This is a genomic window from Streptomyces sp. 1222.5 (assembly GCF_900105245.1).
GTDB classification, from domain to species: Bacteria; Actinomycetota; Actinomycetes; order Streptomycetales; family Streptomycetaceae; genus Streptomyces; species Streptomyces albidocamelliae.
Window position 1 is genome coordinate 3,476,644 of record NZ_FNSZ01000001.1, and the last position, 13,516, is coordinate 3,490,159.

Below are 13,516 nucleotides of genomic sequence, written 5' to 3' on the forward strand. Positions count from 1 at the left end.
GGCTGCGGGCCCCGGTGACGGCCGGTCCGCCCGGCGGCCGGCTCCGGCCCGCAGGTCACGTCAGGGAGAGTCGCGGACGTGGCCCACGGGGAGGAACATCGGAGGCGGAGGCAAGGTGGTGGCTATGGGGACGCCGTCGATCCATTTCAGCGAGAGTCCCGAGGATCCGTTCGCCCTGGGGCGTGGCGCGTCGGCCGTGCTCGACGATCGGGGCACCGTGGTCGGCTGGAGCGCCCGTGCCCAGGACCTGCTCGGCTACCCGGCCAAGGAAGTGATCGGCCGGCCGTGGCGAGACCTGCTGGTCGACAGCCGTGATCTGCCGGTCGCGCGGTCCGCCGTCGTGGACGCAGTGAAGGCGGGGGGATGGTTCGGTGTCGTGCCCGTACGGCACCGTGACGGACGCCGGCTGGAGATGGGTTTCCGGGCCCGTACGGTCACCCGGGAGGGCGGCGGTCAGGAATGGATCCTGGTCGGCGCTCCCGCCGCGGAGGTCATCGCCTGGCAGCGGGACCGCGCACTGCTGGACGGGCTGTACCGCCGGTCCCCGATCGGACTGGTCACCTACGACCCCGACAGGCGGGTCATCCGGGTCAACCGGGCGGTCGAGAAGGCGAGCGGGGTCCCGGCCGAGTTGCCGGTGGGCCACCGGCCCCGCGAGTTCATGGTCGACGAGGACGCGGGTCCGGCGGACGAACGGGTCCGGCACGTCCTGGAGACCGGCGAACCGCTGATCTTCACGGAGCAGTCCGCCCGGGCACGCCACGAGCCGGGCCGGGAACGGATCGTGTCCGTCTCGGCGTTCCGGATGGAGGACCCCTCGGGCCGGGTGCTCGGCGTCGCCGAGACCATCGAGGACGTCACCGACCGCCACCGGGCCCAGCGCAGGCTCGCCATGCTGAACGAGGCGAGTGCCCTGATCGGCACCTCCCTCGACGTGCGGCAGACCGCCCGGGAACTGGCCGACGTGGCCGTCGAGGGTCTGGCCGACTACTGCTCGGTGGACCTGCTCAAACCCGTGACGCTGGGGGACGAACCCAGTCCCAACGCGACGGGCCCCCTGCTGCGGACCGCCCTCTCACCGACGGAACACCGCATCCCGTACCGGGAGGGCGACGTGGTGCCGCTGCTGCCGGAATCCGCGCAGGCACGGTGCCTGGCCGAGCGTCGCCCGATCCTCGAAGGACTGCTGTCCCTCCGTCCCGAGTGGTACGCCATGGACCGGCGGCGGATCGAACTCGCCCTGGGGCTCGGTGTCCATTCGCTGATCGCGGTGCCCCTGATCGCGCGCGGCATCGTCCTGGGGGTGGTGAGCCTGTGGCGGTCGCGCAATTCGGAGCCGTTCGAGGACGGCGACGCGGCGGTGGCCCAGGAACTCTCCTCGCGCGCGGCCGTCTGCATCGACAACGCGCGCCGCTTCACCCAGCAGCAGAACACCGCCCTGACCCTCCAGCGCAGTCTGCTGCCGAGCGCCCTGTCCGATCTGCCGGCCGTGGAGGTGGCCTGCCGCTACCTCCCGGCGAGCGGTGAACCGGGCCTGGGGGGCGACTGGTTCGACGTGATCCCGTTGTCGGGGGCCCGCGTGGCCCTGGTCGTCGGAGACGTGGTCGGTCACGGAATCCACGCCGCGGCCTCGATGGGCCGGCTGCGCGCCGCCGCGCGCACCCTGGCCAGCCTCGACCTGGAGCCGGACGAGGTGGTGGCGCGGCTGGACGATCTGGTCAGTCTGCTGGCAGGCGAACTGGAGGCGAACGCCGACGACAACCCGTCGGCGATCGAGCAGGTGCTCGGGGCCACCTGCCTCTACGCCGTCTACGATCCCGTCTCCCAGCGCTGTTCCCTGGCGCGGGCCGGTCACCCGGCGCCGGTCGTGTCCACCCCGGACGGCGAGGTGACCGTGCTGGACCTGCCCGCGGGGCCGCCGCTGGGCCTGGGCGGCCTGCCCTTCGAGACGTACGACCTGGACCTGCCCGAGGGCAGCCTGCTCACCCTCTACACCGACGGCCTCCTGGAGGCGGGCGTCGGCGACGTGGACACCGCGCTGGACCACCTGCGCACCTGTCTCGCCGCGACCACGGAATCCCTGGAGCACACCTGCCACGCCGTGGTCGAGGCGCTGCTGCCCAAGGGCCATCTCCCGACCGACGACGTCGCGCTGCTCATCGCCCGTACCCGGGTGCTGCGGCCGCAGAACGTCGCCTCGTGGGAGCTGCCGCTGGAGGCCACCTCGGCCGCCCGCGCCCGGGAGCTGACCACGGCGAAGCTCGACGAATGGGGGCTGTCCGAACTGGCCTTCACCACCGAGCTGGTCGCGAGCGAACTGGTCACCAACACCTACCGGTACGCGGCCGGCCCGGTCACCCTGCGCCTCATCCGCACGGACACCCTGATCTGCGAGGTGTCCGACACCAGCCACACGTCCCCGCACCTGCGCCGGGCCCTCAGCACGGACGAGGGCGGGCGCGGCCTCTTCCTGGTCGCCCAGCTCACGGAACGCTGGGGCACCCGCTACACGCACGACGGCAAGACGGTCTGGACGGAGCAGCCGCTGCCGGCCGTCTGACGGTCCGTACGGTCCGCCGGCGCGGGTTCAGCGGCGCACGGGTGCCTCGATGGCGAGGAGGCGGTCGCGCAGGACGGGGAGTTCGGAGCGGATTCGGGAGACCTCCGCCGTGTCGAGGTCCACGGTCACCGTCTCCTCGGCGGTGCCGGCCTCGCCCAGGACGGTCCCCCACGGGTCGATGACCATGCCGTGTCCGGCCTGCCGCGTGTCGCCGTGGGTGCCCGTCGCGCAGCAGGCCAGGAGGAAGACCTGTTCCTCCAGGGCCCGGGTACGGGTGAGGAGTTGCCAGTGGCCGAGGCGGGCGGCGGGCCAGGCGGCGGGCACCACGACCAGCTCGGCGCCCGCGTCGAGCAGCCCGCGGAAGAGTTCGGGGAAGCGGAGGTCGTAGCAGATGGCGAGACCGGTCACGCCGAACCCGGTGGGAACGGTGACGATGTCGTCGCCGCCGCCCATCAGGGTCGCCTCGCCGGTGTCGAAGCCGTACCGGTGGATCTTGCGATAGCGGCCACGCAGTTCGCCGGCCCGGTCGAAGAGCAGCGCGGTGTTGTACAGGGCCCCGTCGCCGTCCCGTTCGACGATCGATCCGGCGTGGAGCCACACCCCGGCCCGACGCGCCGCGGCCGACATGGCCTCGGCCGTGGGGCCGTCGGCCCCTTCGGCATCGCGCTCCCAGCGGTCGTACGACCAGGCGCCGGCCGCCCACAGCTCCGGCAGGACCACGAGGTCGTCGCCCGCCCGGCAGCGCACCAGCGAAGCCGCCCTGAGCCGGCGTTCCCCGGCGGAGTCCGACGCGCCCACGGACAGCTGGATCAGCGAAGCACGCATGCCTGTCACCTCCTGGACGAACGCGCGCGACGGCGCGGGGAGCGGGGCTACCCGCCCGGCGGTGGCACCGCACGCAGCACCTCCGCCAGGACCTCCTCGCGGCCCCCGGACGCGTCGACGGTGACGCCCGGCTCGTCGGCCTGGAGCGGTTCGAGGATCGCGTACTGCGAGTCGAGCAACTGCGGTGGCATGAAGTGTCCCCGGCGGCGGGCGATCCGTTCCGCGGCGACCGCCCGGTCCAGCGCGAGGTGGATGAACCACAGGTCCGCCCCCGTACGCCGGAACCGGTCCCGGTACGCGCGTCTGAGCGCGGAACACGTGGCGACACCCCCGCGCCCCCCGGCGGCCGTCGTCCGGATCCACTCGGTGAAGGCGGCCAGCCAGGGCTCACGATCGGCTTCGTCGAGCGGGTGCCCGGCCGCCATCTTGGCGCGGTTCGCCGCCGGGTGCAGGTCGTCACCGTCCACGTACGGCACGGCGAGCCGTTGCGCGAGCCACGCTCCGACCGTGGACTTGCCGGACGCCGACACGCCCATCACGATCACCAGGCGTGTACCGTCGGCCCTGGTCAACGGGCCTCCCTGAGGGGACGGTGGAAGACTGGTCCATGTCCACTATCGCCCGTCGCCGCAGGACGTGCCGTATGAGCCGACCCTTCCCGGGGAGCCCCCCGGTCGCACCGGTCACTCCTGCCGGCCGGAAGCGCTGCCGGGAGCACGGCCGAACGCGGGACCGGAAGCACCACCCATGACTTCCGCCGGAACCCCGGACCACGCGCGGCTCCTGCTGCCGTTCACGCCCGCCGACCTGGGCGGTCTCCCCCCGGCCTGGCCCACGCTGGTGTGGGACGGCACCGGCGGGGCCCCCGCCGGCCGGGACCTGGCCGCGGTCGAGTTCTTCGTCATGCCGTACACGTTCACCGGCGCCGCGCTCCCCCTGCTGCCGGCCCTGCCGCACCTGCGCGTCCTGCAGTCCCTGAGCGCGGGCGTCGACGACGTGCTGCCCCACCTGCCCGCCGGGGTCACGCTGTGCAACGCCGCGGGTGTCCACTCGGCGAGCACGGCCGAGCACGCGGTGGCGCTGACGCTCGCCTCGCTGCGGGGGATCCCCGACTTCGTCCGCTCCCAGGACGCGGGCCGCTGGACCTCCGGCTTCCGCCCCGCGCTGGCCGACCGCACGGTTCTGCTCATCGGCCACGGCTCCATCGGCTCCGCCGTCGAGGCCCGTCTGGCGGCGTTCGAAGTCGACGTGCTGCGCGTGGCCGGTACCGCCCGGGAGCTGCCCCAGGGGCCGGTGCACTCCATGGACGCGCTGCCGTCCCTCCTCCCGCGGGCCGACGTGGTGGTGCTGACCGTGCCGCTCACGGACACGACCCGGGGGCTGGTCGACGCCCGGTTCCTGGCGCGCATGAAGGACGGTGCCCTCCTGGTCAACGTGGCCCGTGGCGCGGTGGTGGACACCACCGCGCTGGTCGGCGCCCTGCGCACGGGGCGGTTGAGCGCGGCGCTCGATGTGACGGACCCCGAGCCGCTGCCGCCGGAGCATCCCCTGTGGACGACTCCGCACACCCTGATCAGCCCGCACGCGGCCGCCACCACCTCCGCGTACCGGCCCCGTGCGCTGGCCCTGGTCCGCGCCCAGCTCGCCCGGTACACGGCCGGAGAGCCCCTGGCCAACGTGGTGGTGGCGCAGGGGCACGGCACGGGCACCGGCCGGTGAGCGGTGTGCCCGTCAGTCGCCCGGGGCGGGAAGGACCTGGATCGTGTCGCCGACGGCGCGTTCGCCGGCCGCGTCCGAGGGGTGGTTGGCGAGGGTGCCGTCCACGGCCATCGTGGTGGAGCCGCCGCCGTCCAGGTTCAGTGCCTGCACGGCGCCGAGCGAGCGCATGAAAGCGGCGGCCTCGTACAGCGTGAAGCCCTCGCTGCCGTCGGTCTGCCGGCCGTCGACCGTGGCCAGGATCAGCCGGCCCCTCCCGTCGACGCCCGCCATGGTGCGCGGCTGACGGACGTTGGCCCAGGCGTAGCCGAAGGACAGGTCGCGCGGGTCGACGACGCCCTCGGCGGCCGCGTCGATGTCGATGCGGCCGTCCCGCACCAGGGTGGGGGCGGCGCTGACGATCGAGTCGCCGCCGTCGAGCCGGACGCGCCGGCCGTCGGTGTCGCGGACGACCTCGTCGACGCGGACACGGGTGCCGGGCCGGGCCTCGGCCGCCAGCCAGCCGCCGGCGTCCCCGATGCCTTGCAGGACCCGCCCGCCCGCCGGTACCCGGCCGCCGCGCGCACCGGTCGACACCACCCGGCCGGACCCGTCGAGCACGGCCTGGGCACCGGGCCCGGTGGGCAGCTCGGTGCCGAACGCGGGGGTGAACTCGACCAGGTCGTCGGTCATCCGGCAGGTGACGTCCTGCCAGGGCAGGTGGCTGGGTGCGGCGCCCGGACGGCCGCAGTCCCGCAGGGTTCCCGGCAGCCGGTTGACGCCCTGGACGCGGTACGAGGACTTCCCCGCCCGGGCGGTGACGGTGGTCGTCAGATCGGCCACCCGGGCCTGCCGGCCGCCGTCGCCGAGGATCAGCGCGGCACGTGAACCGGCCGCCAGCGACTCCAGCCGGCCGTCGTAGGCGCCCAGTCCGGAGATGGTGCCGGGCACGCCGTCGGCGTCCGAGATCACGAAGAAGCCGCCGTTGACCGCGACCAGCGAGTTCAGCCGGGCGGCGACCGACGACGTCGTCTCGCGCTGCGCGACCCTGCCGTCGTGGGTGCCCACGACGGTGCCCTCGAAGACACGCGGGTCGATCACCGCGACGTGGACGTTCTCCCGGTCGGCCGGTTCCTGGACGTCGTACCCGGTCCAGGTGACGGAGGTGTGGAAGCCGGCCGAGGTGACCGCCGTCGCGGTGGTCCGCGCGGCGGCCTGGGTGCCGTACGACCCGACGCGCACCCGGTAGCCCATCGTCCCGTGCGGTGTGTCCGCGTAGCGGGGCCACTGGACGTTCTCCACCCGCGGCTCGAATCCCGCCGCGCGCAGCTTCCGTGCCGTGGCGTCGGCCCAGCCGCGGGTGCCGACCTCGGCCCAGGTCGCGGCGCCCGTCAGCCGGCTGACGGCCGGGGACTGGACGGCGACCGTCCAGGTGTGCACCGCGTCGGCGTGCCGGACGGTCGCCGTGCGCACCTGCACACCGGGCGCGGTCGTCCGGGCGGACCAGTGTGTGACGGCCCGGGGTGCGGCGGACTCGCCGGCCCCGGCCTGCGCCGTGGCCGGGGCCAGGAAGGGACCGACGACGGAGAGAACGGCAGCGACGCCGAGGCCCGCACGCGCACGGGTGGTGGCTCGCGGGCGTCTGCCGAGGGCACTGTGGCTCATGGCTTCCTCACGGCTCGGAACGGTGACGGCCGGCGGGGCGGAGCCTCACGGCCGCGTACACGCCCCAGTTGAGACAACGGCCACGACGCCTGACGCTCTATCACGTGAAGAGCAGGGAAGGGAGCGGGAAACAACCCGCGTTCAATTCGGGCGACGGGATCGTCCCGATCCCGTACATTCGCCCCTCGCGTCATGCGGAAGGGGAGGACACGAGGTGAGCAGCGTTACGTTTCTGATCGGCGGTGGCTGGGACCGCGCCGAGGTGTACGCGCCGTTCCTGCGGGCCGCCGGGGGTGACGGGCCGCCGCGGGTCGGCTGCCTGGTCCTCGACGAGGGGGACGGCGCCGCGCAGTTCGAGCGCTGGGCGACGGCGCTGCGCGCGGCGGGGCCGTGCACGCCCGTGCCGCTGCTCGTGCCACTCGGCGGGCGCTTCGAGCCGGAGGCCGCCCTCGCCGGGATCGACGGGCTGCTGGTGTGCGGGGGGCTCACGCCCGCCTATCAGGACGCTCTGGCGGGCTGCCTGGAGCGGCTGCCGGAGCTGCTCGCCGCGCGGGGTGTGCCGTACGCCGGGTTCTCCGCGGGCGCCGCACTAGCCGCCCGACGGGCCGTGGTCGGCGGGTGGCTGGTGGACGGGGTGCCGGTGTGCCCGGAGGAGACAGGGGAGGACCTGGCCGAGGTCGAGGTGCGCGCGGGGCTCGGGCTGGTGCCGTTCGCGGTGGACGTCCACGCGGCCCAGTGGGGGACGCTCGCGCGGCTGGTCGCCGCGGTCGGGCGGGGCGAGGTGCCGTACGGCGTCGCCGTGGACGAGAACACCCTGCTCACGGTGACGGCCGGCGAGGCCCGCGTCTCGGGCACCGGCCGCGTCCACGTCGTCCGCCCCACCCCCGACGGCGACGCCCTGGTCCGGTCCCACCGCGCCGGGGACGGCTTCCCCGTCGCCTAGGCAGCACCGAAGCACCCCGAAGGGGCGCGGGGAACTGCGCGAAAAGCCCCCACGCCCCCGCACCCGGGAACGTGACCCGCGCCCCACGGAACGGTCCCGCACCGTGGCCTCCGCCCGACCGACGGAGTCAGATCGTCGCGGCGTCGATCACGAACCGGTACCGGACGTCGCTCGCCGCCACCCGCTCGTACGCCTCGTTGATCTCCCCGGCGCCGATCAGCTCGATCTCCGCGCCCAGGCCGTGCTCGGCGCAGAAATCCAGCATCTCCTGGGTCTCGGCGATGCCGCCGATGCCGGAGGTGCTGATGCTGCGGCGGTGGCCGAGCAGGGACTGCAGGACGATCTGCACCGGCTCCTCCGGGAGGCCGACGTTCACCATGGTGCCGTCCGTGCGCAGCAGGGACAGGTACGCGGCGAAGTCGAGCGGGGCCGAGACGGTGTTGAGGATGATGTCGAAGGTGCCCGCCAGCTCCTCGAAGGTGTCCGGGTCGCCGGTGGCGTAGTAGTGATCGGCGCCCAGTCGGAGGCCGTCGTCCTTCTTGCGCAGGGACTGCGAGAGCACGGTGACCTCGGCGCCCAGCGCGTGCGCGATCTTGACGCCCATGTGCCCGAGACCGCCCAGGCCGACGACGGCGACCTTCTTGCCGTGGCCGGCGTTCCAGTGCTTCAGCGGGGAGTACGTGGTGATGCCCGCGCACAGCAGCGGCGCGGCCACGTCCAGCGACAGTCCTTCGGGGATGCGGACGACGTAGTTCTCGTCGACGACGATCTTCTGCGAGTAGCCGCCGTAGGTGGGCTCGCCGTCCTTGCCGGTGTCGTTGTACGTCCAGGTGGGGCCGCCGCCCAGGCAGTACTGCTCCAGGCCGGCGCGGCAGTTGTCGCACTCGCGGCAGGAGTCGACCATGCAGCCGACGCCCACCCGGTCACCGACGGCGTACCGCGTGACACCGGGGCCGACCTCGGAGACCACACCGGCGATCTCGTGGCCGGGGACCATCGGGAAGGTGCCGGGACGCCAGCCGTCCTGGGCCTGGTGGATGTCGGAGTGGCAGATGCCGGAGAACTTGATGTCGATCAGGACGTCGTGGTCGCCGACCGCGCGCCGTTCGATGGTGGTGCGCTCCAGCGGGGCCTTCGGGGCGGGCGCGGCGTACGCAGCAACAGTGGTCATGCCGGAACTCTCCTAGCAGGGGTTTCGTACCGGGCCGGCTTCCGCCGGCACCGCTCCAGCCTGCCTCAGGTCCCCGGGCCCACCCAGTCCACAGCTTTGCGTACGACCGCTGTGCCTACCACTGACGGGGTCAGGTTCCTGTGCGTACGACCGTGAATACTGGACGTATGGAACGCAGGGACGAACAGCCGCGGACGGCGGCCGCCGCCGGCCGGCCTCTGGACCGGCGGGCAGAGCTGAGCGAGTTCCTGCGCAGCAGGCGGGCCCGGCTGAAGCCGGAGGACGTGGGACTGCCCGACTTCGGACGGCACCGCCGGGTGCCGGGGCTGCGCCGCGAGGAGCTGGCGCAGCTGGCCGGGGTGTCGGTGGCGTACTACACGCGCCTGGAGCAGGGCAACGGACGGAACGTCTCGGCGGAGGTGCTGGACTCCATCGCGCGCGCCCTGCGGCTGACCGACGCCGAGCACGCCCACCTCACCCACCTGGCCAAGCCGAAGTCGCACAAGAAGAAGCCGGCGGCGCGGCAGCAGCAGGTGCGCGCGGCGCTGTGCCGGCTGCTGGACACGATGGACGGCGTACCGGCGTACATCGTGGGCCGCCGGTCGGAGATCCTCGCCTGGAACCGGATGGCGGCGGCCCTGTTCGGTGACTGGGCGGAGCTCCCGGCGGCCGAGCGCAACTGGGCGCGTCTGGTGTTCCTGCGTCCCGAGTACCGGGAGCTGTTCGTCGACTGGGAGCAGAAGGCGATCGACGTCGTCTGCGGGCTGCGGATGAACGCGGGCTGCTACCCGGACGATCCGCGGCTGTCGGCGCTGGTCGGCGAGCTCTCGGTGAAGAGCGAGGAGTTCCGCCTGCTGTGGGCCACCCATGACGTCAAGGAGAAGAGCCACGGGGTCAAGCGGCTGCGCCATCCGCTGGTGGGCGAGCTCTCCCTGAACTTCGAGTCGTTCCGGCTGCCGGACGACACGGACCAGTCCCTGGTGACGTACCACGCGGAACCGGGCTCCGGCTCCGCCGAGTCCCTGCGTCTGCTGGCGAGCTGGGGCGCGGACGCGGCTCGGGCGGCGGCGGGCTGACACGCGAGGAGGGGCACACCGCGGGATCGCTCCCGGGTGTGCCCCTCGTCATGAGGCGCTACGGCCTTCCGGCCGCCGCGGCCCGCCTACTTGCCGAAGTAGGCGTCGTGGATCGTGATCAGCGACGTGTTGCCCTTCTTGTCGGTGATCTTGGCGCGGAAGGAGACGGACTTGCCCTTCGCGGGGTTCTTGACGGTGATCTTGCCGCTGCGGACGTCGGTCTTCGTCCAGTTCTTGCCGTCGTAGGAGACGTAGACGGCGAGGGACTTCAGGTTGCCGCCCGCGGCCGAACCCTCGACGGTGACCGGGAAGGTGACCTTCTTGCCCGCGGCGACCCGGCTGTCCAGTCCGGTGCTCGCGCCGAAGTGCAGGGCGGAGGCGGGGAGCTGGACGAAGTCGGACGACGGCTTCTTGGAGCGGAAGGTCCAGGTCGCGTCGATCCGGGAGGACGCCTCCGAGACCTTGGCCGAGCGCTTGACCGTGGTGGTCAGCTTGTAGGCCGCGTCACCGGCGGGGACCTTGAAGGTCTTGTCGCCGAACAGCGGGTCGTCGTTGGAGCCGACCTTGGTGCCGTTGCGGTACAGGGTGGTGTTCACCGAGGTGAACGCCGAGGCGCCGGCGTGCTTGCCCGAGTCGGCGAACAGCGGCAGCGAACCGAAGATGTCGTTGCCGTCGCGGTACAGACCGAAGTTCTTCGAGACGTGCGGGCCGAAGACCGCGGTGTTGACCGTCTTCGTGTAGGTCTGGCCGGCCTTGAAGGTGAACTGGCCGAGGGTGTAGGAGGAGTCGGAGAGCGGGAAGCCGTCCGGGTCGATGCCGCCGTCCTGCTCGAACTCCAGCTGCCAGGTCACGCCGCCCTTGGCGGACAGGTGCAGGGTGCGGGTGCCGGGCAGCTTCTGGGCGATGCCGATGGAGGACGCACCGGAGCTGTCGGGCAGCCAGCCGACGGCGCTGATCGAGCCGGTCTTGCCGCTCGCGGCGGCACCGAGCCGGGCCTTGACCGTGGCGAGCTCGCTCGCCTTGTAGTGCTTGGTAAAGCCGGTGGCGAGCTGCTTGACCTGTCCGCCGGAGGTGACGTCGTACTCCTCGCTCGCGCCCTTCGTCCAGTGGCCGTCCCACTGCTGGGAGAGCGAACCGGCGGGCAGCGAGCCGCCGAGGTGGGCGGTGCGGAAGTTCTTGTACGAGTCGAGGAACCAGCCGTAGCCGTAGGAGCCGTTGCCGAGGGTGACGTCGTAGGCGGGCGAGGCGAACACGGACTTGGCGCCCGAGGCGGGGACGGTGATGTCCACCGGCTTGGCCTTGCGCGCGTCGATCGTGATCGTCTGCTTCTTGGAGACGGTCAGCTTGGGCTGGGCGATCCAGTCGATGCCCTTGGTTCCGTCCTGCGGATCCACATAGGTGGCGGTGTTGAGGATGTACGTGCCCTTCGGCGCGCGCACCTTCACCGTGCCGGACGGGTCGTACGGGTTCAGCCACTGGCCGTTCGCCAGGCCGGCCACGCCGCTGAGGTCGGCGTCGTAGTACGGGGCGGGCTTGCCGTCACGGCCGATGAACTTCAGCGTGACGTCGTAGGACTCCACCTCGCGCTGGACCGCGGCCGCGGTGCGGACGGTCTGGCCGCCGCCGGTCGCCGTGACGTACGCGGAGTAGGCGCCGTCGACGGTGCCGCCGAGCTTGGTGTTGGCCGTGAAGCCGACCGAGGCCTTGCCGTGCGCCGGGACGGTCACACTGGTGGCGGCCAGCTTGAAGAAGCCCGACGGGGCGGTGGCGCCCTTGGGATCGCTGGCGGTGGAGGTCAGCTTGAGTGTGACGTCCTTGTCGCCGAGGTTGCGGTAGGTCAGCTTCTTGGTGACCGGCTTGTCGTCGGTGTGCGGCCACTGCTGCACACCGAAGCCGACCGAGACCGGGTCGGCGACGACCGACTGCTTGATGGCCTTGTCGACGGCGATGCGGCCCGAACCCTGCTGGAACGGCGTGTACTTGCCGCCCTTGGCGGAGCCGGTCAGCGCGCCCTTCAGCTCGGCGTAGCTCCAGTCGGGGTGCTGCTGCTTCAGGATCGCGGCGGCGCCCGCGACGTGCGGGGTGGCCATCGAGGTGCCGGAGATGGTCAGGTAGCCCTCGGGCTTCTCACCGACCTCCTCGTCGATGACGCTGCCCTTGGCCGCGGCGGCGGTGATGTCCACGCCGGGCGCGGTGACGTCCGGCTTGATGGCGCCGTCGCCGGTGCGCGGGCCGGTGGAGGAGAAGTCCGCCAGCTTGTCCTTCTTGTCGACGGCGCCGACGGTGAGCGCGGCGTCCGCGCTGCCCGGCGAACCGATCGACTGGGGGCCGTCGTTGCCCGCGGCGATCGCGAACAGGACGCCCTTCTCGGCGGAGAGCTTGTTGACCTCGGCCTCAAGCGGGTCGATCTCGGGGGTGTCGTAGCCGCCGAGGCTCAGGTTGATGACGGAGGCGCCCTGCGAGACGGCCCACTCCATGCCTGCGAGGATGCCGGAGTCGTCACCGGAGCCGGTGTCGTCCAGGACCTTGCCGTTGAGGATCTTGGCGTCGGGGGCGACACCCTTGTACTTGCCGCCCGACTTGGCGCCGGTGCCCGCCACGATGGAGGCGACGTGCGTGCCGTGCCCGAAGTGGTCGGTGGCGTCGGCGGCCGGGGTGAAGTTCTTGGACTCGATCACCTGGTCCTTGAGGTCCGGGTGACGGGTGTCCACGCCCGTGTCGAGGACGGCGACCTTCACGCCCTTGCCGGTGTAGCCGGCCTTCCAGGCGGTCGGTGCGCCGATCTGCGGCACGGACTTGTCGAGGGACGCCTTGCGGACGCCGTCGAGCCACACGTGCGCGATGCCGGAGGCGGTCCTGTTGCCGTTGGTGACCGCGTCCCAGAGGTCGGCGGTGTCCTTGACCGGGGCCTGCACGGCGTCCGCGTTGAGCGCCTTCAGGCTGCGGCGCACGTGGCCGGCGTCCCGGACGTCGGCCTTGGCGGCCGCGGCGGCGCCGCTGTAGCCGACGATGACCTTCAGGCCGTTCTTCTGGGCCTTGCGGGTGGCGGCCTTGTTCAGTTCGGTGACGTCGAACAGTCGCTGGTCCAGCTTGCCGGAGGCGACCAGACGGGCCGCGTCGGCGGGGATGACGAGGGTGTGTCCGTCGGCCCTGCGAACCTGGAAGGGTATGTGCTCGCGTCCCGCGGCCCGCTCCAGGCCGACGACACGGCCCTTGGCGTCGAGGGCGATGCGGTCACCGGTGATGAGGGTGACGTGGTGCTTGGCGGTGAGTGCGGAGGCAGCGGCCGGGACGTGTGCGGGCTTCGCCGACGCCGGGCTGGTCATTCCCGCTGCGAGGGCGACGGCTGCGGCCGTGGCCACGGTGGCAGCAGCAGCTCTTTTCACTTGTCTGCGCAAGTTCTCCCCCTGGAGAGGTGGTTCCGGGTGAATTCCCCGTTCACCCGGCCGGGGGAAGTTTCGTACGTATGCACGTCACCCCCCGGTGACCGAAGTATGCCGGGGGGTGATCACGCCGCTCAATAGATGAGAGGACGGTGAGAAAGCGCGACCGGAAACTGTTACGCGGTGGCCAGGACTCCG

9 protein-coding genes are annotated in these 13,516 nt (G+C 72.5%); 4 read left to right on the forward strand and 5 right to left on the reverse strand.

Annotated elements, in window-relative coordinates:
- The first annotated feature begins 124 nt into the window (after positions 1-124).
- On the forward strand, positions 125-2,560 hold the full coding sequence (locus BLW57_RS15520) for a SpoIIE family protein phosphatase (RefSeq protein ID WP_093475170.1): 2,436 nt from the start codon (positions 125-127) through the stop codon (positions 2,558-2,560).
- A gap of 27 nt (positions 2,561-2,587) precedes the next feature.
- Here the strand turns inward: BLW57_RS15520 and BLW57_RS15525 are convergent, their stop codons facing one another.
- Together BLW57_RS15525 and BLW57_RS15530 are read right to left on the reverse strand one after the other, a co-directional pair.
- Positions 2,588-3,385: a carbon-nitrogen family hydrolase gene (locus BLW57_RS15525; protein ID WP_093475171.1), complete on the reverse strand. Its 798-nt coding sequence runs from the start codon at positions 3,383-3,385 to the stop codon at positions 2,588-2,590.
- A gap of 47 nt (positions 3,386-3,432) precedes the next feature.
- The gene (locus BLW57_RS15530) at positions 3,433-3,957 is read right to left on the reverse strand and encodes a gluconokinase (RefSeq protein ID WP_306822947.1); all 525 of its coding nucleotides are present in this window, start codon (positions 3,955-3,957) and stop codon (positions 3,433-3,435) included.
- 175 nt (positions 3,958-4,132) lie between these two features.
- Here BLW57_RS15530 and BLW57_RS15535 point away from each other — a divergent pair, with 175 nt between their 5' ends.
- Positions 4,133-5,104 (forward strand): 2-hydroxyacid dehydrogenase, encoded by a 972-nt coding sequence (locus BLW57_RS15535; protein ID WP_093475172.1) that lies wholly within the window; start codon positions 4,133-4,135, stop codon positions 5,102-5,104.
- A 12-nt stretch (positions 5,105-5,116) separates the two neighbouring features.
- Here BLW57_RS15535 and BLW57_RS15540 read toward each other — a convergent pair whose 3' ends face one another.
- Positions 5,117-6,745 (reverse strand): phosphodiester glycosidase family protein, encoded by a 1,629-nt coding sequence (locus tag BLW57_RS15540; protein ID WP_093475173.1) that lies wholly within the window; start codon positions 6,743-6,745, stop codon positions 5,117-5,119.
- A 214-nt stretch (positions 6,746-6,959) separates the two neighbouring features.
- Here BLW57_RS15540 and BLW57_RS15545 point away from each other — a divergent pair, with 214 nt between their 5' ends.
- Positions 6,960-7,688, forward strand: a complete 729-nt coding sequence (locus BLW57_RS15545; RefSeq protein ID WP_093475175.1) for a type 1 glutamine amidotransferase family protein — start codon at positions 6,960-6,962, stop codon at positions 7,686-7,688.
- A 127-nt stretch (positions 7,689-7,815) separates the two neighbouring features.
- Here BLW57_RS15545 and BLW57_RS15550 read toward each other — a convergent pair whose 3' ends face one another.
- The gene (locus tag BLW57_RS15550) at positions 7,816-8,859 is read right to left on the reverse strand and encodes an NAD(P)-dependent alcohol dehydrogenase (protein WP_093475177.1); all 1,044 of its coding nucleotides are present in this window, start codon (positions 8,857-8,859) and stop codon (positions 7,816-7,818) included.
- Positions 8,860-9,026: 167 nt separating this feature from the next.
- On the opposite strand from BLW57_RS15550, the gene BLW57_RS15560 reads away from it, so the two are divergent.
- Positions 9,027-9,935 (forward strand): helix-turn-helix domain-containing protein, encoded by a 909-nt coding sequence (locus BLW57_RS15560; RefSeq protein ID WP_093475179.1) that lies wholly within the window; start codon positions 9,027-9,029, stop codon positions 9,933-9,935.
- Positions 9,936-10,021: 86 nt separating this feature from the next.
- Here the strand turns inward: BLW57_RS15560 and BLW57_RS15565 are convergent, their stop codons facing one another.
- A complete protein-coding gene (locus BLW57_RS15565; RefSeq protein ID WP_093475181.1) occupies positions 10,022-13,261 on the reverse strand; it encodes a S8 family peptidase in 3,240 nt (1,079 codons plus the stop codon).
- Between the last annotated feature and the right edge of the window lie 255 nt (positions 13,262-13,516).

What these genes read in the sequence shown, in the direction of transcription:
- BLW57_RS15535 (WP_093475172.1), top strand. Translation starts at nt 4,133, where the DNA reads ATGACTTCCGCCGGAACCCCGGACCACGCGCGGCTCCTGCTGCCGTTC.
- BLW57_RS15565 (WP_093475181.1), bottom strand. Translation starts at nt 13,261, where the DNA reads ATGACCAGCCCGGCGTCGGCGAAGCCCGCACACGTCCCGGCCGCTGCC.
- BLW57_RS15560 (WP_093475179.1), top strand. Translation starts at nt 9,027, where the DNA reads ATGGAACGCAGGGACGAACAGCCGCGGACGGCGGCCGCCGCCGGCCGG.
- BLW57_RS15550 (WP_093475177.1), bottom strand. Translation starts at nt 8,859, where the DNA reads ATGACCACTGTTGCTGCGTACGCCGCGCCCGCCCCGAAGGCCCCGCTG.
- BLW57_RS15525 (WP_093475171.1), bottom strand. Translation starts at nt 3,385, where the DNA reads ATGCGTGCTTCGCTGATCCAGCTGTCCGTGGGCGCGTCGGACTCCGCC.
- BLW57_RS15540 (WP_093475173.1), bottom strand. Translation starts at nt 6,745, where the DNA reads ATGAGCCACAGTGCCCTCGGCAGACGCCCGCGAGCCACCACCCGTGCG.
- BLW57_RS15520 (WP_093475170.1), top strand. Translation starts at nt 125, where the DNA reads ATGGGGACGCCGTCGATCCATTTCAGCGAGAGTCCCGAGGATCCGTTC.